We start from the raw sequence: 23,902 nt of genomic DNA, 5'->3' as shown, positions 1-23,902 counted from the left end.
ATATAAGAGATGATTTAGGTTGTAGTCAATTTCCATAATAAGCATTAACTTATACATGCTTTTGGTTTATGTTTTGCCATAAGAAATTCTGGACTTATGGCCTAATCTTTTTGTATCATACCTGTAATCAAGGATTTTATATGACGAAAATAGAAATAAAGAATTTATCTATTCTTTTCGGCCCGGAGAAAATGCGTGCGAAAAGAATGCTAGTAGCGGGAAAAAGTAAACAAAACATTTTGAAAGAAACGGGTTGCACGGTAGCTGTACGTAATGCGAACCTAAAGATTGAGGAAGGGGAGTTATTTGTGATAATGGGACTTTCCGGAAGTGGAAAATCTACGCTGTTACGTTGTATTAACCGATTGAACGAACCCTCTTTGGGAGAAGTCTTTATCAACGGAAAAAACATAACGACTTCCTCGGATAAAGAATTATTGGATATACGGCGTAAGGAAATGGCTATGGTTTTCCAGCATTTTGGATTGCTGCCCCATCGCACGGTATTGAGTAATATCGCTTTTGGCTTGGAGTTACAAGGGGTTCCTAAAAAAGAAAGAGACCAGAAAGCTGTGGAAAGTGTAGCCCTAGTAGGGTTAAAAGGATACGAGAACCAGAAGGTTAGCGAGTTGTCTGGAGGTATGCAGCAACGTGTCGGATTGGCCCGTGCGATCTCGAATGATCCCGAGGTGCTCTTGATGGATGAGGCTTTTTCTGCCTTAGATCCATTGATCCGTGTACAGATGCAGGATGAGCTATTGAAACTACAAGAGAAGATGCAAAAAACGATCATCTTTATTACGCATGATCTTGACGAGGCGATTAAGTTGGGGGATCGTATCGCCATTATGAAAGACGGGGAGGTCGTGCAAGTAGGTACCCCTGAGGAGATCTTGACAGATCCGGCCAATCATTATGTCTCTAGATTTACGGAAAATGTAGATCGTGGACGTATCGTTACGGCCTCATCGATTATGATAACCCAGCCGGTTGTCGCTCGTATCCGTAAAGATGGCCCGGAGACCGTGTTGAGGAAAATGAAAGAGAAAAACTTATATGTATTGCCGGTCGTGGATGGGAATAGGCAATTTCTGGGCGAGGTTCGTTTGAAAGATGTCTTGGCTCTTCGGAAAGCGGGGAATCATGATCTCTCATCGATTGTGATGAAAGAGGTGCCTTCGGTTCTGGAAAACACGACGGTTGAGGATATGCTTCCTTTGTTACCGGAGATCCGGCAGGCCTTACCGGTCGTTAATGAGGCCAACCAATTGGCTGGCTTGGTTTCTACTTCATCGATTATAATCGAGATGACGGGGAAGGATAAAGAGGAAATAGATCAAATTGTTCAAAATGCGATAGAATTATGATAAATATAGGAAAATATATAGAGATTGCCATTAATTGGCTGACTGAGCATTTCGCTCGTTTTTTTGATGTGATAAATGATGGGGTCGGAGGATTTATCGATGCTTTTCAAGATGGGCTGACTTGGATTCCGTTTTATGTGATGATTTTGGGCTTGGCATTGTTGGCTTGGTTCAAGGCAGGAAAAGGAGTCGGCGTGTTCACGGCATTGGGTCTATTGTTAATTTACGGAATGGGTTTCTGGGTGGAAACGATGCAGACTTTGGCCTTGGTACTGTCTTCTACCATCATCGCCTTGATGATCGGAGTTCCGTTAGGAATTTGGACCGCACGCAGTGATCGGGCGGATAAGATCATCCATCCGGTCTTGGATTTGATGCAAACGATGCCGGCTTTCGTCTACTTGATACCAGCCGTTTTGTTTTTTGGTTTGGGACCGGTACCCGGCGCTTTCGCAACGGTGATTTTCGCCATGCCTCCGGTTGTACGGCTGACCGATCTGGGAATCCGTCAAGTCCCGGCCGATATTGTGGAGGCTACCCGCTCATTTGGCGCTACTTCCTCTCAGTTGCTTTATAAGGTGCAATTGCCATTGGCTTTGCCTACGATCATGACGGGAGTGAATCAAACGATCATGCTTTCACTTTCTATGGTAGTTATAGCGGCCATGATCTCGGCAGGAGGATTGGGTGAGATTGTCTTGCGAGGAATTACCCAAATGAAAATAGGTTTAGGTTTCGAAGGAGGTATAGCGGTCGTTATCTTGGCTATTATCTTGGACCGTATTACGCAGGGCTGGGCGAAAGGTAAAGTGAATAAACAAAAGAAATAAGAAACATAGAAAAGAAAGAAATAGATATATGAGACGATTTACGATTATTATTGGATGCTGTATGCTTTTAGTGACCTTACAATTTATTTTCAGTTGTGTGGATAGCAAGGATCGAAAGAAAATATCGATAGCGTACGCTAATTGGGCGGAGGGCATCGCTATGACCAACTTAGCCAAAGTGATATTAGAGGATCAAGGATATCGGGTAACATTAAAAAATGCGGATATCGCCCCGATCTTTACTTCTGTCGCTTCGGGAAAAGCGGATGTGTTCATGGATGCATGGTTACCGGTGACCCATGCGGATTATATGGAACAATACGGTGACCGGCTTGAGACACTCGGAACGGTTTATGAGCATGCGAAATTGGGCTTGGTAGTTCCGGAGTACGTTACCATTCGTTCCATCGAGGATTTGAATGCCCATAAAGATCAGTTTAAAGGTGAGATTATAGGGATCGATGCCGGTGCCGGTTTGATGAACTCGGCGGATAAGGCGGTTCAAGATTATTCTTTGGATTTTGATTTGAAATCTTCCAGTGGGGCTACGATGGTTGCTTTCTTGAAGAAATCGATTGATGCGAACGAATGGATCGTGGTTACCGGATGGACCCCTCATTGGATGTTCTCACGTTATCCGTTAAAATTCTTGGAAGACCCGAAAGAGGAATTTGGAGACTCGGAGCATATCGAGGTTATCGCTACGAAAGGATTCTCTGAGAAAGATCCATATGCAGCCTCTTTTTTCAAGAACTTTAAGTTAACCGATGAACAACTGAGCGAATTGATGTATTATATGGAAGACGGGACACGTACGGAATCGCGATCAGCCCGTGCTTGGCTTGAAAAACATCCCGAGATAATCAAATTATTCTTACCTTCGCAGGAGAATCAATTGAATGGGAGCCATGAGACAAATTAAGGGAATCATATGTATTTTAATAAGTATCGTTATGTGTTGGTCTGCTTCAGCCGCAAACAATAAACGTTATGTGAATATCGTATTTATCGGGAATAGTATCACGTTTGGCGCCGGGTTACCGAAGCCTGTCCATGATGCGCCTCCTGTAAAGGCTGCGTTGTTTTTAAGCAAGTGCCCGGAAGTGGCTTCAGTCAAGTATTCCAATAGAGGACAGAGCGGATGCACTACCGTTGATTATTTGCCGGATACGAATACGCTTTTCCCGTGGGCCGTACGTGCTGCCGATAAATTTAAGGATGAGACTTGGGCGGATTTGGTATTCTCTATTATGCTGGGGACGAACGATAGCGCGATAGAAGGCACGAACGGTTGCCCGGTAGCGCCCGAGTGGTATTATGAGAATATGAAGACAATTATCAATCGCTTATTAGCTTTATACCCGAATTGCCGTATTGTGGTACATCGTCCTTTATGGTATAGCCCGAATACGTATAATGGGGCTAAATATTTGGAAGAAGGCTTACGAAGGCTCCAAGATTATTATCCGCAAATACAACGATTAGTCGATTATTATGCGTCTCATTTTCCCGGACAAGTCTTTCTGGGAGATACGAAGGGATTTGATTACTTTAAGGAAAACCATTTGACAGATTTCCAAGCGGAGAAGGGTAACTCCGGAGTGTTCTATCTTCATCCGAATGAGAAAGGAGCGGTCCGGTTAGGCGAATTGTGGAGTGAGGCGATTCGTCAGGCTTTAGGGCTTTGACCTCTATAAAAAAGCCATGCCATCCCAAGAAGACGACATGGCTTTTTAGGTCCATTTATAGGCATGACAAGCAGGTATTCGTTTATCTTTTTCCTAATCGATGATCCATTAATACGGCATGATGTTCTCCGTATAATTTAAGTTTCTCGACAATATTTTTCGCTGTAGCCTCTTCCTCTACCTGCTCTCGGACGAAGCCCCATAGGAAATCTTGTGTCGCCTTGTCTTTCTCTTCGGAAGCGATATCGACAATCTTGTCGATTGATCCGGATACATGCACCTCATGCTCGTAGATATGCTGGAAAATCTCCAACGGCTCTCCCCATGCTGTAGGAACGGAATTAACTACTCCGATCGTCACTTGTCCGCCACGCTTGATTGAGTAATCGATCATTTTATAGGCATGTTCAAGTTCCTCTTGCGATTGTTTTAACGTCCAATGCGCAAAACCATCCAGCCCTATCTGAGTGAAATGTACCGACATGGATAAATATAGGTTGGATGACCACATCTCCATGTTGATTTGCTCGTTGAGAGCATCTGATAATTTTCTGCTTAAAATCATAATGGCTTATTCTATTTTATGTTGTTTATAAATAGAACAAGCCATTATCGGTTTTGTTGAGTTTTTACGAAGGAAAGTGTATCGAGGTTATTTGATCTCGATTACTTTCTCGGCCATTTTAGCCTCTTCCTCAGTTCTTTTCGGTATGCTGATACTCAAGACGCCGTTCTCAACCTTCGCCTCAATCTTGTCTTTCTCTACATTGTCAGGCAAAACCATGGTTTGTTGGAACTTGCTATAAGAGAATTCGCGTCTCAGATAGCGTCCGTCTTTCTTATCCTCATTCTTTTCTTCTTTTTTCTCCATAGATACGACCAAGTTGTTGTTCTCATCGATCTTGATGTTGAAATCATTCTTCGTCATACCGGGAGCGGCTACCTCAACTCGATAATCCTTATCGGATTCTATCACGTTGATGGCTGGAGCTGTAGAGTTTGCTTTTATCATCCAGTCGTTGTCAAATAAATCATTGAATACATACGGTAACCAATTTTGACTTCTTCTCATCGGTGTCATAATACAGTCCTCCAATTATTAGTTAAACATTCTATTTACTATTCTTATTTCTGAACTCGTCCTTTTTAATCTCGAATTCGCTATAGATACTTCAAATGGCATGCCAATCTGATAATGTGTGTGTTAATGCGGATAAAAGAGATTGAATAAGGTTTAACCCACGCATGGGGAACTTATGATTCGGGGGATGCGGGTGCAGGGAATAATATCTTTTAGAAACTGGAATAAAATACAATGAAACGGAAATCTGTAATATTGGCATAATATACGTTATTTTGGCACGATAGAATGACGGGTTGGATAATAACTTTTATCTTTAGACGTTTTTAATAGTAAATCGGTTCGTATATGAGAAAAAAGATAGAGCTGTTTGGACTGCGAATGAAAGCTGCGGTACAGAGCCATCCGGTAGAGGTGTCGCTTTCGGTTTTGGCCTGTGCGATGGGATGTTATGATTATGAAAGCGAGGGTAGTTTTTTCGACATGGTACTACAGTATATGCCAGTTGTTTTCTTGTTTGTTTATACCTTGAACAGGTGTTGCGCGAGGATGAGGAGACGTTTGTTGTATTATTTCTCGGCGTTGTTATGGATTCCTTTTTTAATGATGCCGGTAGAGCGATCTTTCTCTTCTACGCATCTGGTTTCGTTGATCATTGTGATACTCGTTTATTTGGGAAGTGGATGGATGAAAGATAACAAGCGCTTTGTGGAAAATACGCTTTTCTTTGTCCGGTCGCTTTTATATGCGGGCGGGCTTTCGGTGGTTATTTATCTGTTATCCGGATCGATCTATAAGTCAATCCAATATACTTTCGAGATCTGGCAAGATGAGGCAGAAAGAATAATCGCTTATACGGCCTTTGTCGTTTTTAGCATCATTTTCCCACTATTGTTCTTGATGTTTAATGAACGAAGGGAGCGATCTTGGCTTCCTTTCAAGAGCAAGCTATTTGATGTTTTGCTAAACTATGTGCTTTCTCCGGCATTGCTTATTTATGCGGTGATCTTGTATCTGTATTTTATTAAGATCGCTGTCCTGTGGTCATTGCCTAAGGGAGCGGTTGCTTCTATAGTGGTAAGTTTTACTGCCGCTGTGTTTATATTAAAAGGATGTCAGGTATTTCTTACCCGGAGGTATTACGATTGGTTTTATGATCATGCCAGCCTTGCCGTGTTTCCGGCGTTGGTGATGTTTTGGATAGGCACGCTTTATCGGATTCGTGAGTATGGGTTTACCGAACCAAGGGTTTATTTAGTTGTCGTGGGGTTGATATTGACCGGGGCTGCCGTTTTATTTTCCGTCAAACGTTGGGCATCTTATTTATACGTAGCCTGTTGGGCGATCCTTTTGCTGGCGAGCGTAACTTATATCCCGGGGATGACGGCCAAAAATATTGAACATATCTCCCAAATGTCTCGAAAAGATGATCCGATAAAGAAGTCTTGGGAGGTGGAGTATATTCATATTTCCTCGGATAAGCCGGTTGATATCCGGGGATATAATACAATGGCGAGCTTACGGAGTTATAAAATGAGCGATGCTGCTCGGTTAGTGGCGGAGAATGATACGATTGCGGTTTTCGATGAAGAGGATGTCTTGGTCTATCAAAAATCCTATGATGGTTTTTTGGACGGGCAATTGCGGAAAGTCGGGCTTTCGCAGCTGGCTCCTATCCCAGAGTCCGTCTATCCCGATCTTCTCCGGATCGATCTGGATTCATCCGCCATTATTTTGGAGGCGATAGACTTGCGGAGAGATTCCGCCAATCATATTAACTATATCATAGGATCATGTTATCTAAAACAGTAAAATTGTATGTCTAGAAGTAAGGAATTGATTTTATTGGCCCAACGTATCCGGGCCTTGTCTCAGACGGGGTTGGTTTATTCATTAAGCGAGTACGATACGGAACGTTATGAAGAGTTGAGCCGCCTAAGTGATGAAATAACGGCTCTGGCTACCGGATTGAAGCCCGATGATGTGGCGAGTGGTTACCGCCCGGCCCAAGAGTATGTAACCCCGAAAGTCGATATCCGTGCGGTTGTCTTTAACGAGAAAGACGAGATTTTGCTGGTCCGTGAGAAAATGGACGGATGTTGGTCGTTGCCCGGCGGATGGAGCGATGTGGGGTATTCCCCGAAAGAGGTAGCGGCGAAAGAGGTGAAAGAGGAGACGGGCTTGGATGTGCTTCCGGTCCGCTTGCTGGCCGTGATGGATATGAGCAAGCATCCGCATCCCGCTATACCTTATTATGTATATAAGTTTTTTATCCTTTGCGAGTTGAAGGGCGGGTCGTTTACCGAGACCTTCGATATCTTGGGGAAAGGCTTCTTTCGATTGGAGGAGTTGCCCCCGTTGTCCTTGGAGCGTGTGCTGCCGGAGCAGATCCAACGGATGTATGCCTATTATAAGCATCCGGGCGAAGATGTTTATCTGGATTAAGGATACTTTTGTACCTTCGCGACTTCATTTTAAAAACAATGTTATGAAAAGATATTGTCAGACCTTGGATCTGAAAGAGGACGAGCAGTTGATAAAAGAGTATTGCTATTGGCATTCGCCGGAACATATCTGGCCGGAGATACCGGAAGGAATCCGTGCGGTAGGGATCTTGAATATGGAGATTTACCGTTTGGGAACCCGGTTGTTCATGATCGTGGAGACGCCCGATGATTTTGATTGGGATGCGTCGTTCGCCCGTTTGGCGACGATGGATAAGCAAGCGGAATGGGAGGACTTCGTGGCGAAGTATCAGAAAGCCGTTCCGGGAAGTTCCTCGTCGGAGAAATGGCAGTTAATGGAATGTATGTTTAAATTGCCGGGCGCGAGTAAATAGACGGAAGGATGGAAAAACAAAAGAAACAGTTGCTGGTGGCCGCCCCGGGAGGGAAATCTTATTTGGTCCCGTTTATCTTGATCACGAGTTTGTTTTTGCTTTGGGGATTCGCCCACGGACTCTTGGATGTGCTGAACAAGCATTTTCAAGGAGTCTTCACGATGACCAAGGCAGAGAGCGGTTTGGTGCAATTCTCTACGTATATCGCTTATTTCTTGATGGCGTTGCCGGCGGGGGCGTTCATGAAACGTTACGGATATAGGAAAGGGATTATCATGGGTTTGCTATTGTTCGCTATCGGAGCTTTTGGGTTTATCCCGGCGGCTTTTTTGCATTCGGCTACGCCTTTCCTGATCGCCTTGTTTGTGATCGCTTGCGGGCTTTGTATCTTGGAGACGGCGGCGAATCCTTATTCTACGATATTGGGGCCGTCCGCTTCCGCTGCGCAACGGCTGAACTTATCCCAGTCTTTTAATGGATTAGGTTGGATATTGGGGCCATTGGTAGGTGGTTTGTTGATATTCGGGGCATCGGAGGGAGATTCGATGGCGTTGACTAAACCTTATATCTTGGTAGGTGGTATCGTCTTGTTCGTAGCGTTGCTTTTCTTTTTCACGAAGTTGCCGGAGATTAAGCCGGAAGAAGAGGAGGAGGTGACCGCTATTGTCGAGGAGAAACCCGCTGCCTCCCTATGGAAACGTAGGCAGTTTGTACGTTCCGTGGTCGCCCAATTCTGTTATTGCGCCGCGCAGACGGGAATCTTCGGGTTCTTTATTAATTACGTGACGGAGATGGACCCGGGTATCAGTAATTTGCGAGCGTCTCGTATTTTGGCATTCGGTGGAATGGCCTTGTTTATGATCGGGCGTTTGAGCGGTAGTTTTACGATGAAGTGGTTGGCTCCGGGCCGCTTGCTGACTTGGTATTCTTTGTTGAGTGCCGTTTGTATGGCTTTGGTGGTGGCTTCCGTAGGTACGCTTTCGCTATACGCTCTTTATTTATCCTTTTTCTTCATGTCCATCATGTTCCCTACGATTTTCGCCTTGGGGCTGGAAGGTATGGGCGTTTATACCAAGAAAGCCTCTTCTTATATCGTGATGGGAGTCGCCGGCGGCGCTTTCAGTCCGATGCTGATGGGATATATCGGCGAGGAGAATATGGCGCTGGGTTTCATCGTCCCGTTGATCGCTTTCTTGTATATCTTGTATTTCGCTATCAAATGTAATCGATAAATTTGGAATGCTGTTTTTTACTTATGGAATCCGGATAATAAACCAGTATGGCTTGTGTATGAAGGCTTGGGTTTCATGGGATAAATGTTACGCTCAAGTAATATCTGCTTATCTATATCGTTTTCATTTTAAATAAAATAAAAGAGAGTGGATATGAATAAAGGTTTGTTTTTGTGTGGGCTATTTATAGCTCTATTTCTGGCTGGTTGTGGGGATGATGAGGTTAAAATCGCTAATCAGATGACTTTATATTCAAGGCCGGATACGATTCATCTGGGGGGTGACTTAGGGATGGATTCCATATTGGTGAAGGGCTTCACGGCTTGTGAGGCGTATGACGCGAAATGGGGAACATTGCCCGGGGATGTTGCGCGAGAGTTTGATATGAATGCCTCTTATCTCTATTTCTCGTATGAGGCAAGGGTGGTTTTATTGGAAGATAGCATTTATGACATAGGTATAGGACACTTTTGGGATGAGAAAGCTGGATTCTCGGAGGATTTGAGTTCGTATGGCTTCGTTATCAGTACGTTTGGCGTGCAAAAGGATAAGAAGCAAGTGCTGGCGTGTACCTATTTAATATATGTAGAGAAGAACTCAGATGGAGAGAAGATCGATCGCTGGCTTCCTGTACGACCGGAGGAGTTGCGGTGGCGTTATCTCCGAATAGAAGACTTTGATCAATTAAAAAATATAGAATGATATGAGACATTTAATTGTTATATATCTGACTTTTATGATGGGCCTTAATGTGGCTTGCTCACGGGTGGTGGATCTCGGTAAGGATGATTTGCATTCTGAACCGACGATAGAGATCGTAAGTGGTGATACCTTGGATATTGTAGGGTTCACTCTTGCGCATGAGCTGGCTACTAGTGAAGGACGTTTGCCTTATAACGTAGGGGATGAGTTTGGTTATACGGGTTCTTACACCTATAAGTCCTATGTGGTAAGGACGGAATATACGTATCAGGATGATGGAAATAGTATTTGGGTTTGGGAGGATACATTGAGCTCAATAATAGGTTTTTATCCTTATCTTAGGTCTGAGGTATATGATCTTGCGGATATTCAGTTCCATGTCCGGTCGTGCGCTCAAAGTGGATCGGTCTCTGTCGGAGAAAGGACGGATATTTATGATACGGCTCTACTCCATATCATTCGTTCTGTAAATGGAGAGGATATGGATGTATGGATTCCTTGTAAACCATCGGAATTGAGGTATCGATGTGTTGTCTATCATTTAGAAGAGTGAACGGAATGTTTTTAGCCAAGCTCCGGCAGTAGATAATACCCGGAGCTTGACAATATCATTATCACAGCAACATCTGCATCAACTTATCCAACTTCGGAGCCATGATGATCTCCGTACGGCGGTTCTTGCTACGTCCATCGGCGGTCTCGTTATCAGCGACCGGCATAAACTCCCCACGACCACAAGGTTGTATCTGTAGCGGATTCACCCCGTAATCTTTGGTAAGGATACGCACTACGGAGGTCGCACGGATCACGCTTAGATCCCAATTATCCTTGAATTGGGCGGTATTGATCGGCTTGCTGTCCGTATGGCCCTCTATATAAACGTCTATATCGTTTTGCTTATTCAACACCTCGGCCAACTTAGCCAACGCTTCCTTGCCTCGTTTATCGACCTTTGCGCTACCCGATTGGAACAGAAGCTTATCCGACATGGCTACATATACTTTACCATTCTTCTCGGTTACGGTCAGCTCATCACTGTTGAAACCCAGCAAAGCGTCTTTCACGCTACTCAACAAATTCTGTACCTTTGCGTTCTGTGCGTTCATCATATCCTGTAGCTCGTTGATGGTACGCTCACGCTCGTCCAGCTCACTCATCTTTTGCTGTAACAAGGCATTCAGCTTGTCCTGCTCACCCATATTGGTATTCAACATGGTCTGGTAATTACGGATATCACGCCCCATTGTGGTCGTATCCCTTATCAAGGCGGCGATCCGGTTGTTGAGCGCGTCGTTATCGTCCTTGCATTTAATCAATTCCTCCTTCAAGGCGTCGCCACGTCCGATCGCCTCCAACCGGCCGTTCTCGGCAAGGAGGTATTTCTTTTTACTCACGCACGAAGAACATAAAAGGAGTGCGGAGACCGAGATAAATAACAATCTTTTCATTTTACGCATAAAATTTCGTGCAATGTAATATTTATTACAATTTCCTACACGCAAGTTTAGGATATTTGTGTCTCATAAACCAATATTAAAGAATCAGCGGTATGAAAATAAGAGAAATAATACAAACGCTGTTCCCGACAAGAACTTGGAAACTAGCCGCTATCATAGCCGGAGGTGTCCTTTGCGGGCTAGGGTCTTATACCTTATATGCTTCCCGGGCGTGGACTTATTTGTCCGACGACCCGGCTACTTGCGTGAATTGCCACATTATGGGCCCTTATTATGCTACATGGAATCATAGCTCGCACAGCCGTAACGCCACTTGCAACGACTGCCATGTGCCGCACGAGAACGCCGTGAAGAAGTGGTTCTTCAAGGGTATGGACGGAATGCGCCACGCCTCGGTATTCATGATGCGAGGGGAACCGCAAGTGATACAGGCGATCGACGAGAGCGCGGAGGTAATCATGAATAACTGTATCCGTTGCCATACGCAGTTGAATACGGAATTCGTGGATACTGGAAGGATCGATCATGAGATGGCAATGGCGGGAGAAGGGAAAGCTTGCTGGGATTGCCATCGCGAGGTGCCGCACGGAGGTACGAACAGCCTGTCTTCTACACCGAATGCGTTGGTGCCTTATCCGAAGTCCGTATCGCCGGACTGGTTAAAAGATATGCTAAGTAAATAATAATAAATCAGTATAGTTATGGAAAAGAAATTAAAATCATGGCAAGGTTGGTTGCTGTTTGGAGGAACCATGGTCGTTGTTTTTGTTTTGGGTATGATCGCTGCTTCCGTGAACGAGAGACATGCGGAGGTCACTAGCGTAATGAATAATAAGAAGACGGAGATCACAGGAATCGAGGCTCGCAATGATAAGTTCGAATCGAATTATCCACGTGAGTACCAGACTTGGGAGGCTACGGCGGATACGAGTTTCAAGAGTTTATACAATGGAAATCAGGCGGTCGATGTTCTGGAGGCTCGTCCGGAAATGGTGATCCTTTGGGCTGGTTACGCTTTCTCTAAGGATTATTCTACCCCGAGAGGGCATATGCATGCGATCGAGGATATGCGTAACACGTTGCGTGTAGGCGCTCCGATGACAGAGAACGAGGGGCCGCAACCGGCTACTTGCTGGACTTGCAAAAGCCCGGATGTTCCCCGTATGATGCAAGCGATGGGCGTGGATAATTTCTATAAGGGCAAATGGGCTTCTCTGGGTAAAGAGATCGTGAATCCGATCGGTTGCGCCGATTGCCATGAGCCGGAGAATATGAACCTGCATATCAGTCGCCCGGCTTTGATCGAGGCTTTCCAGCGTCAAGGCAAGGACATCACGAAAGCGACTCAACAAGAGATGCGTTCCTTGGTTTGCGCGCAATGCCACGTGGAATATTATTTCAAGGGCGATGGTAAATACTTGACTTTCCCTTGGGATAAAGGTTCTACGGTTGAGGATATGGAGGCTTATTACGATGAGGCCGGTTTCGCCGATTATACGCATAAGCTAAGCCGTGCTCCGATTTTAAAGGCACAGCATCCGGATTATGAGATCTCCCAGATGGGTATCCATGCGCAGCGGGGTGTATCTTGCGCCGATTGCCATATGCCGTATAAGAGCGAGGGGGGCGTGAAATATAGTGACCACCATATCCAAAGCCCGTTGGCTATGATCGACCGTACGTGTCAGGTTTGCCACCGTGAGAGCGAGGAGACTTTACGCAATAATGTGTACGAGCGTCAGAATAAGGCGAACGAGATGCGTAACCGTTTGGAGACCGAGTTGGCGAAAGCGCATGTAGAGGCGAAGTTCGCGTGGGATAAGGGAGCTACCGAGGATCAGATGAAAGATGTATTGAAATTGATCCGTCAGGCACAATGGCGTTGGGATTTCGGCGTGGCTTCTCATGGTGGCGCGTTCCACGCTCCGCAAGAGATTCAAAGGATATTAGGCAATGGATTGGATAAGGCGATGCAGGCTCGTCTGGCTACCGCGAAAGTGTTAGCGAAATTAGGTTATACGGATGATGTTCCGATGCCGGACTTCTCTACGAAAGAAAAGGCTCAGCAATATATCGGTTTGGATATGGCCGCTGAACGTACCGCCAAGGAAAAATTCCTAAATACAATCGTTCCTCAATGGGTGAAAGAGGCGCAAGAGAATAATCGTTTAGCGAAGAACATTTGATTATGTGGAAACAACCTTGGGGATATGCTGAAGGCTGGGCCATCTGTGCCGGTTTACTGATTACGGGATTTGGCTTGCAACTGATCACCGGCCCGGTTCAGGCAGGGTTGTTCCAATATCCGGTGAATGTGGCCGGAGGATTGATTTTTCTGTTGGTTCTATGTATAGGGTTTGTTGTTGGCCGGAAAATCACGGTTGTCCAGTGGTTTTCCGGGTTAACGGCGAGCATTACCTCTTTGTCGGCTCTTTTGTCAGTTGTGTTGGTTATGGGATTTGTGGGTCCGGGTATCGAGCGGATTACGATGTCGTGGCCTTTTGTCCTGCTGTTTCTCTATTTCTTGTTTGTCTTGGGCTTTGTCACATTGAAGCGTATCGTATCGTTCCGCTGGAGGGATGTTCCGTTTATGCTGAACCATGTCGGTTTATTTATCACGCTGCTGGCGGCGATCTTGGGAAACGGGGATTTACGCCGTTTACGGATGACGGTTCCGCTGGAGAATCCTGAGTGGAGGGCTTCGGACGAGAAGAACGAGATGATAGAACTACCGCTTGCCATCGAGCTTCGTTCGTTTACGATTGATGAATATCCTCCTAAGTTAATGCTAATCGACAATACGACCGGAAAAGCGCTTCCTGAAAAGCAACCCGAGAACATATTGGTGGAGGAAATTCCCTTAGCCGGAAACCTGCAAGGCTGGAAGGTTGAGGTTACCCGTTCACTACCGATGGCGGCTTGCGTGATGGGGCAGGATACGATAAACTTCGTGGAATTTCACTCCGAGGGGGCGACCACCGCTTTATACGTAAAAGCACGTAACGAACTTACCGGACGGCAGAAGGAAGGCTGGGTGAGTTGTGGCAGCTATATCTTTCCATACATATCGCTCCAACTGGATGATGCGGTCAGTATGGTGATGCCGGAACGGGAACCGAGACGCTTTGCCTCGGACGTAATGGTCTATACGAAAAATAAACAGACCAAGGAGGCGTGTATCGAGGTGAATAAGCCACTCTCTATTGCCGGATGGAAAATCTACCAATTGAGTTACGACGAGACGAAAGGTAAATGGAGCCGGATGAGTGTATTTGAGTTGGTGAGAGATCCATGGTTGCCGATCGTTTATACAGGGATCTTAATGATGATAGCCGGGGCGATCGGATTATTCCTATCCGCTCCTGTAAAAAAAGAATAGTATGGATTGGAGTTACTTTATTTATTTCGCCGCTCCGGCGTTATTTTGCTGGATAGGTGGGGCATGGTTGGCTTATCGTCCTTCTTTTTCCAAGGGGGCTGTCGCTTGGACCGTGTTTGGCTTGGCTATATTCTCCGCTTTTATCATAGGGATGTGGATCTCGTTGGAGAGGCCGCCCTTGCGCACGATGGGCGAGACTCGTCTATGGTATTCTTTCTTCTTGCCGGTGGCGGGCGTGATCACTTATGTCCGTTGGCGGTATAAATGGATACTTTCCTTTAGTACATTGTTGGCCTTTGTCTTTATCTGTGTCAATCTGTTTAAGCCGGAGATACATAACAAGACCTTGATGCCCGCTTTGCAAAGTCCGTGGTTCGCTCCGCACGTGATTGTCTATATGTTCTCTTATGCCATGCTGGGCGCCGCAGCCCTTATCGCCATTTACCTGCTGATCCGTGCGAGGAAGAAGGGGATTGACGAGGGGATGATGAGTTTATGCGATAACTTGGTATATGTCGGTATGGCCTTTCTCACGATTGGGATGCTGTTCGGCGCTTTATGGGCCAAGGAGGCGTGGGGGCATTATTGGAATTGGGACCCGAAGGAGACATGGGCGGCTGCCACTTGGTTGGGGTACTTGATTTATATCCATTATCGCCTTCGTCATCACTTGCGTTATTCGGCGGCGTTGGGGCTTTTGGTTTTCTCTTTTCTTTTGCTACAGGTGTGTTGGATTGGCGTGAATTATCTACCCTCCGCACGAGGATATAGTGTACATACTTATAATATGGAATAATTAAAATCAGAGGTATATGAAAAGACTAGTTGTTTTAGTAGCGGGCTTGCTTTCCGTGGCCCTTTTCGCGCAAGCGGAAGAAACACAAAATACGAAAGAGAACACGTTCTCGATGAAAGTACAGATACGTCCGAGAGCCGAGTACCGGAACGGGGTCTTATTCCCCCGGCCTAAAGATGCCGAGTCCACCGGGTTTATCAATAACCGTGCCCGCCTTTCTTTGGGGTATGAGCGGGATCGTTTGTCTATCGGCTTGTCCGCGCAACATGTTGGCGTATGGGGGCAGGATCCTCAGATCGATAAGAATGGCCGTTTTATCTTGAATGAGGCGTGGGCGAAGCTGGATTTCGGATCGGGTTTCTTCGCTAAGCTAGGTCGACAATCCTTGGTATACGATGACGAGCGTATCATGGGTGCGTTGGATTGGAACGTGGCCGGTCGTTATCATGATGCTTTGAAGCTAGGCTACGAGAACACGAATAACCAAATGCATTTAATTCTCGCGTTCAACCAGAATGATGAGAAAACGATCGGAGGAACGTATTACGCTCCGGGTGCGCAACCCTATAAAACGATGCAAACCCTTTGGTATAAGCATCTCTTCGACAAGAGTTTTAACGCATCCTTCTTGTTTATGAACTTAGGGATGGAAGGCGGTGATGCCGAGAAACAAAACTCGGATACAAAATACCTGCAAACCTTAGGAACGAACCTGATCTATACGCCTAGTAACTGGACGATAGGTGGTACTATCTATTATCAATTCGGCAAGACGAAAAGCGGACGGGATGTTTCCGCTTTCTTATGGGCGGTAAACGCCGCTTATCAAATCGATCCGCAATGGAAGATCGGTGTAGGTAGTGATTATCTGAGTGGCTCGGATGGGGCCGACGGGAAATATAAGGCGTTTGATCCTCTGTACGGAACCCATCATAAGTTTTATGGTGCCATGGATTATTTCTACGCCTCCTCTTTTGTCAACGGATTGAATCCGGGTTTATGGGATAATCAGATAAATGTAGCTTATAAACCTTCTTCCAAGGTAAACCTGTCTTTAGCCTATCATTATTTCTCCATCACGGGCGACGTATACGAAGGTAATGATAAATTGAGTAAAGGTTTAGGTTCGGAATTGGATTTCCAAGTGGATTGGGTAATTATGAAAGACGTGAAATTATCCGCGGGATATTCTACGATGTTGGGTACGAATACCATGAAGGCCGTGAAGGGTGGAAATCCGTCTCATTGGCAAGATTGGGGTTGGTTATCAATAAATATTAATCCAACTATATTCACGACGAAATGGTAACAGTTCTCAAGGAAAAGGGTATATTTGCAGGAGTAAACCTTTTTTCAAAACAAGATACGATGGATATAACCGATATGTTTAAAATCCCGCTTTTTAAGAATTTTACGCTTAAGATGCGGGAAGAGTTTTTGGATAAACTTGAATATACAGTAGAGGAGCATCCAAAAGGAAAAACCATAATTCATCAAGGGACGACTTGTAACGCCCTTCATGTTTTATTGGAGGGAAAATTGAACGTGGATGTTTTGGACGTATCAGGTAACATCGTGCGCGTGGAGACGATACAGGCTCCACGCACGTTCGCTACGCCTCATATCTTTTCCGAGAAAAACCAATTCCCCGCTACTTTTACCGTCGATGAGGATGTGGTATTGCTTAAGGGTTCCAAGGAGTCTGTATTTACCTTAATGCATTCTATGCCGTTATTCCTGCATAATTTCCTTTGTGTCAGTACAAGCTGTAATAAATGTACGATGACTCGTTTGAAGGTGCTTTCGTTTCGTGGCATCCGGAACCGCTTTATTTATTACTTATTCGAACATCAGCAAAAGGATTCGAATGTCGTGGAACTAGAACATACCCAAGAGCAGTTAGCGGAGTATTTTGGTGTTACCCGCCCGGCTTTATCGAAGGAAATCGGGAGATTGGTGGATGAGGGATTTATCAGCATTACAAGGAGAAAGGTGACGATTTTAAATAAGACGGCGTTAACATGTATGCTTTAATGCTTTTGGGAAAAAGGTAAAAAGCGTACATTTGTGCCCAAATAAATAACTCCGGTGTATGGGCAAAGTTTTAATTATCGACGACGAGAAGCAGATTTTAGGTTTACTTTCACGCATTATCGGTTTGGAGGGATACGAGGTCTTACAGGCTGCTACTTGTAAGGCGGGGCTGAGGCAGATGGAGCAACATTCGCCAGAGGTGGTATTGTGCGATGTGTTCTTGCCGGATGGTAATGGTGTGGATTTGGTGTCGGACTTAAAGAAACTTCGCCCTCTATCCGAGATCATCCTACTTACCGCGCATGGTAATATTCCGGATGGCGTACAGGCAATCAAGAATGGAGCCTTCGATTATATCACGAAAGGGGATGATAATAATAAGATCATTCCTCTGGTAGCCAAAGCGATGGAGAAAGCTTCTGCCGCTTATCAACAGCAAAAGAAGGAAGCTACGTTCGTCGGGAGGCAATATTCGTTTGATACGATTGTCGGTAAATCACCCGCTATCCAAGCGGCGATAGCGTTGGCTCAGAAAGTCTCGGCTACGGAGGTTCCGGTTCTGTTGACTGGTGAGACCGGTACGGGAAAAGAGGTCTTTGCTCAATCCATCCATCAACATAGTTCCCGGAAAGGGAAGTCTTTTGTCGCTATCAATTGTTCCTCTTTTAGTCGGGATTTATTGGAAAGCGAGATGTTCGGTCATAAAGCGGGGGCTTTTACCGGTGCTTTGAAAGAGACAAAAGGCTTGTTTGAGGAAGCTTCCGGAGGTACGATCTTCTTGGATGAGATCGGGGAAATGGCTTTCGACTTGCAAGCGAAATTGCTCCGTATCCTTGAGACCGGGGAGTTTATCAAGATCGGCGATACGAAACCTACGAAAGTGGATGTACGCATTATTGCCGCTACCAATCGTGACTTAGAGAAAGAGATCGAGCTAGGACATTTCCGGGAAGATCTATTTTATCGGCTTTCCGTTTTCCAGATCCATCTTCCTGCGCTTCGTGAACGGGTCGAGGATATCCCTCTCCATATAAAAGCCTTTGTTTCCGCTTTTTCCTCCAAGATGGGAAAGAATATCCGAACAATTTCGCCCGAATATATAGATGCCCTGAAAAAACGAGCTTGGAAAGGTAACGTACGTGAGTTGCGTAATGCAATTGAGCGTAGTCTGATTATTGCCGATGGAGATACCTTAACCTTGGATGCCCTCCCTTTGAATATGCAAACCTCCTCTGCGGCGAGTACGGAATCTTATAGCGGTTTTGACCTGAGTGGCGTAGAGAAAATGCATATCCAAAAAGTGCTCAAATACACAAAAGGCAATAAAACCGAAACTTCCCGCCTTCTAGGTATAGGCCTCACTACTCTTTATCGGAAGATTGAGGAGTATGGGCTTTAGTCTCATATTCTGCATTTATGTATACCCGAAAGCATCTTGAAGATATGCAAGGAGAAACGGACATTGCTAAATAGTTTATCTTTGCTGAACGTAAACTTAATAATAATCGCTTAAAATACATCACCTATGAGTCTGAAGATTAAAACAAAACTAAGATACGGAATCGGGCTGCTGTTTGCCATGATCGTTTTGCTGGGAGGTATATCGGTAAAGAACATCTCCGATATGTCTGCCGACACAAGGAACATATTGGCCGATAATTATAATTCTTTGCTCTATTCACGCCGGATGCTGGATGCGCTGGAACGAATCGATAGCGATCCTTCGGCTCAAGCAGATTTCGAGAAAAACCTAGGGCTACAGAAAAAGAATATCACGGAGGTCGATGAGAACGTGGCCACCTCACATCTAGTCGCTCAATACGAGCAATTGGCGAAAGAGCGTAATGAGGAGAATATCCGTCGTGTACGTCTCGCCTTAAATCAAGTCATGAGTTTGAATATGGCTTCTATCTACAGGAAAAGCCAAGTGGCGGAGTCTACGTCTCAAAAGGCTTTATTTTGGATTTGGGGGATTGGCCTCTCTTGTATGGTGGTCGCTTTCGCTTTTTTAATACGTTTCCCCCGTTCGATAAATACCCCTATCCGTATGTTGATGGACGGTATCATGGAGATCGCTAACCATAATTACGAGAAACGCTTGGATCTCGCTAAATATGATGAATTCGAGGGGGTCGCGAAATCCTTTAACCGGATGGCGGAACGGCTTACGGAATACCGGAAAAGTACGTTGGCGGATATTATCCAAGGAAAGAAATATATAGAGGCTATCGTGAATAGTATCACGGAGCCAATCATAGGCTTGGATCGGGATCGTAAGATTCTTTTCGCCAATAACGAGGCTTTGACGATCTTGAATCTCAAGCGGGAAAACGTGATCGGAAAGTCTGCCTCGGAATTATCCTTACGGAACGATTTGCTTCGCAGGTTAGTTCGGGAACTGATCCAGCCGAGCGAGAAAAAAGAGCCGCTTAAAATTTACGCGGATAATAAGGAAAGTTATTTTCAAGTGCAATATATACCGATCCGTGTGTTGGAGAATGGCGAGGCGGAGGTGTATGTGGGCGACGTGATCTTATTGAAGAACATCACGGAGTTTAAGGAGTTGGATTCCGCTAAGACCACTTTTATCTCGACGATCTCCCATGAATTGAAAACTCCGATATCGGCGATCATGATGAGCCTGAAATTGTTGGAGGATGCCCGTGTGGGAGCCATGAACGACGAGCAAAAAGCACTGGCGGAAAGTATCAAGGAAAGTAGTAATCGATTACTGGAAATTACCAGTGAGCTATTGAAAATGACGCAGGTGGAGACCGGCAAGCTACAATTGAATCCGAAAATAACCAAACCGATCGAATTGATCGAGTATGCGATAAAGGCGAACCAAGTGCAAGCTGATCGCTTCAATTGCCATATAGAGGTGGAATACCCGGAGAAGATTTCCAAGCTTTTCGTGGATAGCGAGAAAATCGCATGGGTCTTGACGAATCTATTGTCGAACGCAATTCATTATACCCCGGAGAATGGCCGTATCATAATCGGTGCCCGCCAGCAAGATCATAGCGTGGAGATCTATGTGCAAGATTTCGGTAAGGGTATTGATCCCCGATATCATCAAAGTATATTCGATCGCTATTTCCGTGTGCCGGGAACGAAGGTACAAGGGAGTGGTCTAGGGCTGGCTATCAGTAAAGACTTCGTGGAAGCTCATGGAGGAACACTTTCTGTTGATAGCGCAGTTGGAAAAGGAAGTACTTTTGTTATAAAATTCAATGTATAAGAGGGTAAAAAAAGAGGGTGTTAATTACCCTCTTTTATAATATCGCTTCCTCCGGAAGTGGATGTATCCGATCTTGCCGAACCTTTGTAATGTACATCACTACCTCCGCTTGCCGAAGCCTTGATATAATCGGTTACGTGCGTATAAATATCGGAGCCACCACTGGCGGAACATTCCAACTGGTTTAAGATAAGATCATAAGCCTTGATATCCGAGCCACCTGAGGCGGAATATTCGCCGTTCTCCGCTTTTCCCGTAAGCTTGAGATCGCTACCTCCGCTGGCACGGCCTCGTATTATTCGGGTAGTAAGATCGTTGATGATGATATCGCTACCGCTGGTCGCCTCAATTATGCAATTGGATACGTTGATTGGCTGCTCCATTTTCACGTCGCTACCCCTTGTCGCTATAATTTCCAGATCATCTCCGGATAAAGCGCTTCTCAGGACAAAATCCATACAACCGGACATTTGGATTTTTTCCAGCTTCTTGGAAGTGCCCTCTATTTTAAATCGGGTAGGGCTTAATTGTGTACCATTCTCTGTGGAGATTGAAAGTTCTTCGTTTTTTACTTGAACGTTTATATAAGGATATAAGTTCTCGTCGATCGTGATTCGTAAGGACGCTGATTCTCCTTGCGTATACCCGAAAACGTACGACGGATTTCCCCCACGGCTGAATAGGCTGAACCAACTGTCGCTATACCCCATAGCGGTTGAGCCGACTTTTATCGCAGAATAGTCTCTGACGGAGATTTCTTTCGTGATAATATCCCCATTTCCTTTTACTTTCTTCGCCTCGATAGGCATTGCGCAAAAAGCGATCAACGCAAATAAGGCCATCATTCTTGTTCTCATATGAAGTGTAATTAATTTATACTCTTTTCTTATAAGACGAATGGATTTGAAAAAACGTTACATCTAAAATGAAAAAAAAGAAGCTATCATTGACTTTTTTTGTGATAGCTTCTTTTTCTTACCCTAATAACAGGGAGGTAGATTAATTACTTTTAGGTTTTTCAACCATATGTTCTACTCTGTCTTTGACGTATTCGACTTGATTTTTACCCGTGTCTACCACGTCCTTTACTTTTTTCTTCGCCTTATCTGTAAGACCGTGGAGTTCGTTCTCCAGACATTCGAACTGTCCTTGATCTTCCATCCTGCGAAGTACGTAACCAACAACTACACCTACGGCTAAACCGAATAATACATTTTTCATAACTACTACTTTTTATGAGTTAAAACATTATTTTTTGTAATTATGAAACAGCAAGTCAACCGATAAGGTTGGTGTTTATTTGTTATTTTTCAGTAAATCCCTAATCTCGGTAAGTAATTGGATATCCGCAGGGGGAGCGGCCGGAGCTTTCGGGGCCTCTTCCTTCTTCTTGCTTAAAGCGTTAACGCCTTTGACAAGTAAAAAGACGGCGAAAGCTATGATTATGAAATCCAGTGTCACTTGTATGAAATTTCCGTAGTTAATGGAGACCGCCGGAGAGATCACCTTGTCTCCCTCCATTACGGCGTGCTTCAAGGTGATTTTTAAATCCGTGAAATTGACGCCACCTACAAGTAAACCTACCGCCGGCATGATCAGATCCGCTACGATAGAAGATACGATCTTTCCAAAGGCACCACCGATAATGATACCTACCGCCATGTCCACTACGTTACCTCGCATGGCGAACTGCTTAAACTCTTGTAATATTTTTTTCATAAAACAACGCTTTTTATATTATAACAACAAAATTAGCCATAAGTTGAATATTTTCAATGCTTATAGCGAAATTTGAAGAAATTATTTTTGATTTTCATGTTTTTGTTTGACCCATTTGAGCATTGATGTGTTATATCCTCTTTCTTTGGCCTTAGTCAATAAAAAGAGAATAGCCTCTTCTGGGAGTGTAGGCGTACGACTAAGTAGCCATAAATAGTCTGAGGTATTACTGCCTACGAGAGCGTATGAGTAATTATCCTCGTCAATTTCCATAATGTTGTACTCGGCGTAGAACCGCATAAAGAAACACACTTTTAATTTACTAGGACACGTAGGATCTGTTATTTTGGCTATACCTTTCGCTCGTTTGAAGGAACCGGAAAAATTACCCCAATATCCGCTGTTAACAACTTCTATATCTCCATTCGGGAGAAATGAGTATTCCACGGTAGCCCCTACGAGATTATGCTCAAAGCGATGATCAAAGCGTGCTATTTCAAACCATTTCCCCATATAGCGGTGTAAATCCAAAGTCTGGACGGTTTCTTTGTTTATAATGTGTTGAGTGCAAGATAAATTACACTGCATTATAAGACAGATGAGGCCTATTAGTTTAAATCGCATAGGTTTTTATTTTTATCTCATAATAAACATAGAGAGCCTCTAAAAAATTTGAAAACGTTCATATTTTAGGATTTTTATTTTTTCGACAATCTGTGCTTTAACTTTTAATTTGAAATTTCTATCCTGTCTGAAGTGAGAAATTCGTAGTTGTGGCATTTCCGGACGATAGATTTAGATCCACGTTTTTATATGTTTTTTTGTATTGAAAATTTCATAGTTATGATTTTTCCAAATCATAACTATGAAATAAAAAGTCATAACTATGAAATAAATGACTCTTTACAGTGAAAAAAATATATGAAGATGTTTTAATTGTAAATGCTTGTTTGAGAGTTAGTAATCGTCAAGATGTCTAACTTTGCGTGTTTGTTTTCAGTTGGAATTTAAAATAGAGAGATATGGATGAGAAAGATTTGGTGGAAGGGATGCGAGAGTATATAAGTCTGTTACAAAAGGAAGGACGGTATTCCTCGGCGAAAAGTTATCAGGATGCGATGAACTCTTTTATACGGTATAGCGGGACGGATCGTATCCCATATACATATATAAATAAGGATACTCTTCGCCGGTACGAGGCTTATTTGTTGGAGAAAGGCTGCATGCGTAATACGGTCTCCACGTATATCCGCCGTTTGCGTTGTATCTATAACAAGGCGGTGGAGAATGGCGAGGCGGCGTTTATCCCCTCTTTATTCAAGGGGGTTTTTACGGGTGTGGAAAGCCAACGTAAGAAATCCTTGCCTCTGGGGGATTTGAATCGTCTGATGACTGTTCCGGTAAAAGGAGAGAAGTTGAGGAAGACACAGTTGGCGCTTTGCTTGATGTTTCAATACGGGGGAATGTCGTTCGTTGATTTCGCCCATTTGAATAGAGGTAATATCAAGAACGGCATATTGGATTACAATCGCCAGAA

Annotated in this window: 26 protein-coding genes; 19 read left to right on the top strand and 7 right to left on the bottom strand. The window is 44.5% G+C overall.

What is annotated here, in order from left to right:
- Positions 1 to 140: 140 nt before the first annotated feature.
- Genes DW205_RS13075 through DW205_RS13060 form a run of 4 tightly spaced genes read left to right on the top strand, consistent with a single transcriptional unit; the run spans position 141 to position 3,885 of the window.
- Entirely contained in the window at positions 141 to 1,367 is a 1,227-nt protein-coding gene (locus DW205_RS13075; RefSeq protein ID WP_005865641.1) for a glycine betaine/L-proline ABC transporter ATP-binding protein, read from the top strand.
- Positions 1,364 to 2,197 (top strand): proline/glycine betaine ABC transporter permease, encoded by an 834-nt coding sequence (locus DW205_RS13070; RefSeq protein WP_005865644.1) that lies wholly within the window; start codon positions 1,364 to 1,366, stop codon positions 2,195 to 2,197. The genes DW205_RS13075 and DW205_RS13070 overlap by 4 nt, the downstream gene beginning before the upstream one ends.
- A gap of 28 nt (positions 2,198 to 2,225) precedes the next feature.
- Positions 2,226 to 3,119, top strand: a complete 894-nt coding sequence (locus tag DW205_RS13065) for a glycine betaine ABC transporter substrate-binding protein (protein ID WP_005855279.1) — start codon at positions 2,226 to 2,228, stop codon at positions 3,117 to 3,119.
- A complete protein-coding gene (locus tag DW205_RS13060; protein WP_008778100.1) occupies positions 3,106 to 3,885 on the top strand; it encodes a GDSL-type esterase/lipase family protein in 780 nt (259 codons plus the stop codon). Before DW205_RS13065 ends, DW205_RS13060 begins: the two co-directional genes overlap by 14 nt.
- 82 nt (positions 3,886 to 3,967) lie before the next feature.
- On the opposite strand, the gene DW205_RS13055 is transcribed toward DW205_RS13060, so the two are convergent.
- Positions 3,968 to 4,450, bottom strand: a complete 483-nt coding sequence (locus DW205_RS13055; RefSeq protein WP_005865648.1) for a ferritin — start codon at positions 4,448 to 4,450, stop codon at positions 3,968 to 3,970.
- Between the two features lie 87 nt (positions 4,451 to 4,537).
- The gene (locus DW205_RS13050) at positions 4,538 to 4,966 is read right to left on the bottom strand and encodes an Hsp20/alpha crystallin family protein (protein WP_005855288.1); all 429 of its coding nucleotides are present in this window, start codon (positions 4,964 to 4,966) and stop codon (positions 4,538 to 4,540) included.
- Positions 4,967 to 5,314: 348 nt separating this feature from the next.
- On the opposite strand from DW205_RS13050, the gene DW205_RS13045 reads away from it, so the two are divergent.
- From DW205_RS13045 to DW205_RS13020, 6 genes are all read left to right on the top strand, one after another.
- On the top strand, positions 5,315 to 6,778 hold the full coding sequence (locus DW205_RS13045; RefSeq protein ID WP_005865651.1) for a DUF4153 domain-containing protein: 1,464 nt from the start codon (positions 5,315 to 5,317) through the stop codon (positions 6,776 to 6,778).
- Between the two features lie 6 nt (positions 6,779 to 6,784).
- Entirely contained in the window at positions 6,785 to 7,411 is a 627-nt protein-coding gene (locus DW205_RS13040) for an NUDIX hydrolase N-terminal domain-containing protein (RefSeq protein ID WP_005855292.1), read from the top strand.
- Between the two features lie 43 nt (positions 7,412 to 7,454).
- Complete coding sequence (locus tag DW205_RS13035) at positions 7,455 to 7,805, top strand: L-rhamnose mutarotase (RefSeq protein WP_005865653.1); 351 nt, start codon at positions 7,455 to 7,457, stop codon at positions 7,803 to 7,805.
- An 8-nt stretch (positions 7,806 to 7,813) separates the two neighbouring features.
- Positions 7,814 to 9,037, top strand: a complete 1,224-nt coding sequence (locus DW205_RS13030; protein WP_005865655.1) for a sugar MFS transporter — start codon at positions 7,814 to 7,816, stop codon at positions 9,035 to 9,037.
- Between the two features lie 153 nt (positions 9,038 to 9,190).
- A complete protein-coding gene (locus DW205_RS13025) occupies positions 9,191 to 9,739 on the top strand; it encodes a hypothetical protein (RefSeq protein ID WP_005865659.1) in 549 nt (182 codons plus the stop codon).
- Between the two features lies 1 nt (position 9,740).
- Positions 9,741 to 10,292 (top strand): hypothetical protein, encoded by a 552-nt coding sequence (locus DW205_RS13020; protein WP_005865661.1) that lies wholly within the window; start codon positions 9,741 to 9,743, stop codon positions 10,290 to 10,292.
- A gap of 61 nt (positions 10,293 to 10,353) precedes the next feature.
- On the opposite strand, the gene DW205_RS13015 is transcribed toward DW205_RS13020, so the two are convergent.
- Positions 10,354 to 11,187: an OmpA family protein gene (locus tag DW205_RS13015; RefSeq protein WP_005865663.1), complete on the bottom strand. Its 834-nt coding sequence runs from the start codon at positions 11,185 to 11,187 to the stop codon at positions 10,354 to 10,356.
- A 101-nt stretch (positions 11,188 to 11,288) separates the two neighbouring features.
- Between DW205_RS13015 and nrfH the strand changes: the two genes are divergently transcribed.
- The 8 genes from nrfH to DW205_RS12975 all read left to right on the top strand — a co-directional run bounded on the left by nrfH (position 11,289) and on the right by DW205_RS12975 (position 20,646).
- Entirely contained in the window at positions 11,289 to 11,879 is a 591-nt protein-coding gene (gene nrfH / locus DW205_RS13010; RefSeq protein ID WP_005865665.1) for a cytochrome c nitrite reductase small subunit, read from the top strand.
- Positions 11,880 to 11,897: 18 nt separating this feature from the next.
- Entirely contained in the window at positions 11,898 to 13,382 is a 1,485-nt protein-coding gene (gene nrfA / locus DW205_RS13005) for an ammonia-forming cytochrome c nitrite reductase (RefSeq protein WP_005865667.1), read from the top strand.
- 2 nt (positions 13,383 to 13,384) lie between these two features.
- The gene (locus DW205_RS13000; protein ID WP_005865669.1) at positions 13,385 to 14,575 is read left to right on the top strand and encodes a cytochrome c biogenesis protein ResB; all 1,191 of its coding nucleotides are present in this window, start codon (positions 13,385 to 13,387) and stop codon (positions 14,573 to 14,575) included.
- Position 14,576: 1 nt separating this feature from the next.
- Positions 14,577 to 15,371 (top strand): cytochrome c biogenesis protein CcsA, encoded by a 795-nt coding sequence (ccsA, locus tag DW205_RS12995; RefSeq protein WP_005865671.1) that lies wholly within the window; start codon positions 14,577 to 14,579, stop codon positions 15,369 to 15,371.
- 16 nt (positions 15,372 to 15,387) lie between these two features.
- On the top strand, positions 15,388 to 16,680 hold the full coding sequence (locus DW205_RS12990) for an alginate export family protein (RefSeq protein WP_005865673.1): 1,293 nt from the start codon (positions 15,388 to 15,390) through the stop codon (positions 16,678 to 16,680).
- 59 nt (positions 16,681 to 16,739) lie between these two features.
- A complete protein-coding gene (locus DW205_RS12985) occupies positions 16,740 to 17,405 on the top strand; it encodes a Crp/Fnr family transcriptional regulator (RefSeq protein WP_005865675.1) in 666 nt (221 codons plus the stop codon).
- Positions 17,406 to 17,463: 58 nt separating this feature from the next.
- On the top strand, positions 17,464 to 18,804 hold the full coding sequence (locus tag DW205_RS12980) for a sigma-54 dependent transcriptional regulator (RefSeq protein ID WP_005865677.1): 1,341 nt from the start codon (positions 17,464 to 17,466) through the stop codon (positions 18,802 to 18,804).
- Positions 18,805 to 18,930: 126 nt separating this feature from the next.
- Entirely contained in the window at positions 18,931 to 20,646 is a 1,716-nt protein-coding gene (locus DW205_RS12975) for an ATP-binding protein (protein WP_005865679.1), read from the top strand.
- A 20-nt stretch (positions 20,647 to 20,666) separates the two neighbouring features.
- Here DW205_RS12975 and DW205_RS12970 read toward each other — a convergent pair whose 3' ends face one another.
- The 4 genes from DW205_RS12970 to DW205_RS12955 all read right to left on the bottom strand — a co-directional run bounded on the left by DW205_RS12970 (position 20,667) and on the right by DW205_RS12955 (position 22,989).
- The gene (locus DW205_RS12970) at positions 20,667 to 21,503 is read right to left on the bottom strand and encodes a head GIN domain-containing protein (protein ID WP_005865681.1); all 837 of its coding nucleotides are present in this window, start codon (positions 21,501 to 21,503) and stop codon (positions 20,667 to 20,669) included.
- Between the two features lie 142 nt (positions 21,504 to 21,645).
- Complete coding sequence (locus DW205_RS12965; protein ID WP_005855327.1) at positions 21,646 to 21,867, bottom strand: hypothetical protein; 222 nt, start codon at positions 21,865 to 21,867, stop codon at positions 21,646 to 21,648.
- A gap of 75 nt (positions 21,868 to 21,942) precedes the next feature.
- Positions 21,943 to 22,365: a large-conductance mechanosensitive channel protein MscL gene (gene mscL, locus DW205_RS12960; RefSeq protein ID WP_005865683.1), complete on the bottom strand. Its 423-nt coding sequence runs from the start codon at positions 22,363 to 22,365 to the stop codon at positions 21,943 to 21,945.
- An 81-nt stretch (positions 22,366 to 22,446) separates the two neighbouring features.
- Positions 22,447 to 22,989, bottom strand: coding sequence for a lipocalin family protein (locus DW205_RS12955; RefSeq protein ID WP_005855331.1), 543 nt, complete (start codon positions 22,987 to 22,989; stop codon positions 22,447 to 22,449).
- A 398-nt stretch (positions 22,990 to 23,387) separates the two neighbouring features.
- On the opposite strand from DW205_RS12955, the gene DW205_RS12950 reads away from it, so the two are divergent.
- Positions 23,388 to 23,902: site-specific integrase (locus DW205_RS12950; RefSeq protein WP_147326765.1), on the top strand; the 515-nt coding region annotated here is incomplete at its 3' end.

Origin of the sequence: Parabacteroides sp. AM17-47 (assembly GCF_003434625.1) — a bacterium.
GTDB lineage: Bacteria > Bacteroidota > Bacteroidia > Bacteroidales > Tannerellaceae > Parabacteroides > Parabacteroides distasonis.
The sequence above is the reverse complement of the archived record's forward strand: the minus strand, read 5'-3'. Positions and strand labels throughout refer to the sequence as shown.

Coding starts and splice junctions, on each gene's coding strand:
- DW205_RS13075 (WP_005865641.1), top strand. CDS start 141: ATGACGAAAATAGAAATAAAGAATTTATCTATTCTTTTCGGCCCGGAG.
- DW205_RS13070 (WP_005865644.1), top strand. CDS start 1,364: ATGATAAATATAGGAAAATATATAGAGATTGCCATTAATTGGCTGACT.
- DW205_RS13065 (WP_005855279.1), top strand. CDS start 2,226: ATGAGACGATTTACGATTATTATTGGATGCTGTATGCTTTTAGTGACC.
- DW205_RS13060 (WP_008778100.1), top strand. CDS start 3,106: ATGAGACAAATTAAGGGAATCATATGTATTTTAATAAGTATCGTTATG.
- DW205_RS13055 (WP_005865648.1), bottom strand. CDS start 4,450: ATGATTTTAAGCAGAAAATTATCAGATGCTCTCAACGAGCAAATCAAC.
- DW205_RS13050 (WP_005855288.1), bottom strand. CDS start 4,966: ATGACACCGATGAGAAGAAGTCAAAATTGGTTACCGTATGTATTCAAT.
- DW205_RS13045 (WP_005865651.1), top strand. CDS start 5,315: ATGAGAAAAAAGATAGAGCTGTTTGGACTGCGAATGAAAGCTGCGGTA.
- DW205_RS13040 (WP_005855292.1), top strand. CDS start 6,785: ATGTCTAGAAGTAAGGAATTGATTTTATTGGCCCAACGTATCCGGGCC.
- DW205_RS13035 (WP_005865653.1), top strand. CDS start 7,455: ATGAAAAGATATTGTCAGACCTTGGATCTGAAAGAGGACGAGCAGTTG.
- DW205_RS13030 (WP_005865655.1), top strand. CDS start 7,814: ATGGAAAAACAAAAGAAACAGTTGCTGGTGGCCGCCCCGGGAGGGAAA.
- DW205_RS13025 (WP_005865659.1), top strand. CDS start 9,191: ATGAATAAAGGTTTGTTTTTGTGTGGGCTATTTATAGCTCTATTTCTG.
- DW205_RS13020 (WP_005865661.1), top strand. CDS start 9,741: ATGAGACATTTAATTGTTATATATCTGACTTTTATGATGGGCCTTAAT.
- DW205_RS13015 (WP_005865663.1), bottom strand. CDS start 11,187: ATGAAAAGATTGTTATTTATCTCGGTCTCCGCACTCCTTTTATGTTCT.
- nrfH (WP_005865665.1), top strand. CDS start 11,289: ATGAAAATAAGAGAAATAATACAAACGCTGTTCCCGACAAGAACTTGG.
- nrfA (WP_005865667.1), top strand. CDS start 11,898: ATGGAAAAGAAATTAAAATCATGGCAAGGTTGGTTGCTGTTTGGAGGA.
- DW205_RS13000 (WP_005865669.1), top strand. CDS start 13,385: ATGTGGAAACAACCTTGGGGATATGCTGAAGGCTGGGCCATCTGTGCC.
- ccsA (WP_005865671.1), top strand. CDS start 14,577: ATGGATTGGAGTTACTTTATTTATTTCGCCGCTCCGGCGTTATTTTGC.
- DW205_RS12990 (WP_005865673.1), top strand. CDS start 15,388: ATGAAAAGACTAGTTGTTTTAGTAGCGGGCTTGCTTTCCGTGGCCCTT.
- DW205_RS12985 (WP_005865675.1), top strand. CDS start 16,740: ATGGATATAACCGATATGTTTAAAATCCCGCTTTTTAAGAATTTTACG.
- DW205_RS12980 (WP_005865677.1), top strand. CDS start 17,464: ATGGGCAAAGTTTTAATTATCGACGACGAGAAGCAGATTTTAGGTTTA.
- DW205_RS12975 (WP_005865679.1), top strand. CDS start 18,931: ATGAGTCTGAAGATTAAAACAAAACTAAGATACGGAATCGGGCTGCTG.
- DW205_RS12970 (WP_005865681.1), bottom strand. CDS start 21,503: ATGAGAACAAGAATGATGGCCTTATTTGCGTTGATCGCTTTTTGCGCA.
- DW205_RS12965 (WP_005855327.1), bottom strand. CDS start 21,867: ATGAAAAATGTATTATTCGGTTTAGCCGTAGGTGTAGTTGTTGGTTAC.
- mscL (WP_005865683.1), bottom strand. CDS start 22,365: ATGAAAAAAATATTACAAGAGTTTAAGCAGTTCGCCATGCGAGGTAAC.
- DW205_RS12955 (WP_005855331.1), bottom strand. CDS start 22,989: ATGCGATTTAAACTAATAGGCCTCATCTGTCTTATAATGCAGTGTAAT.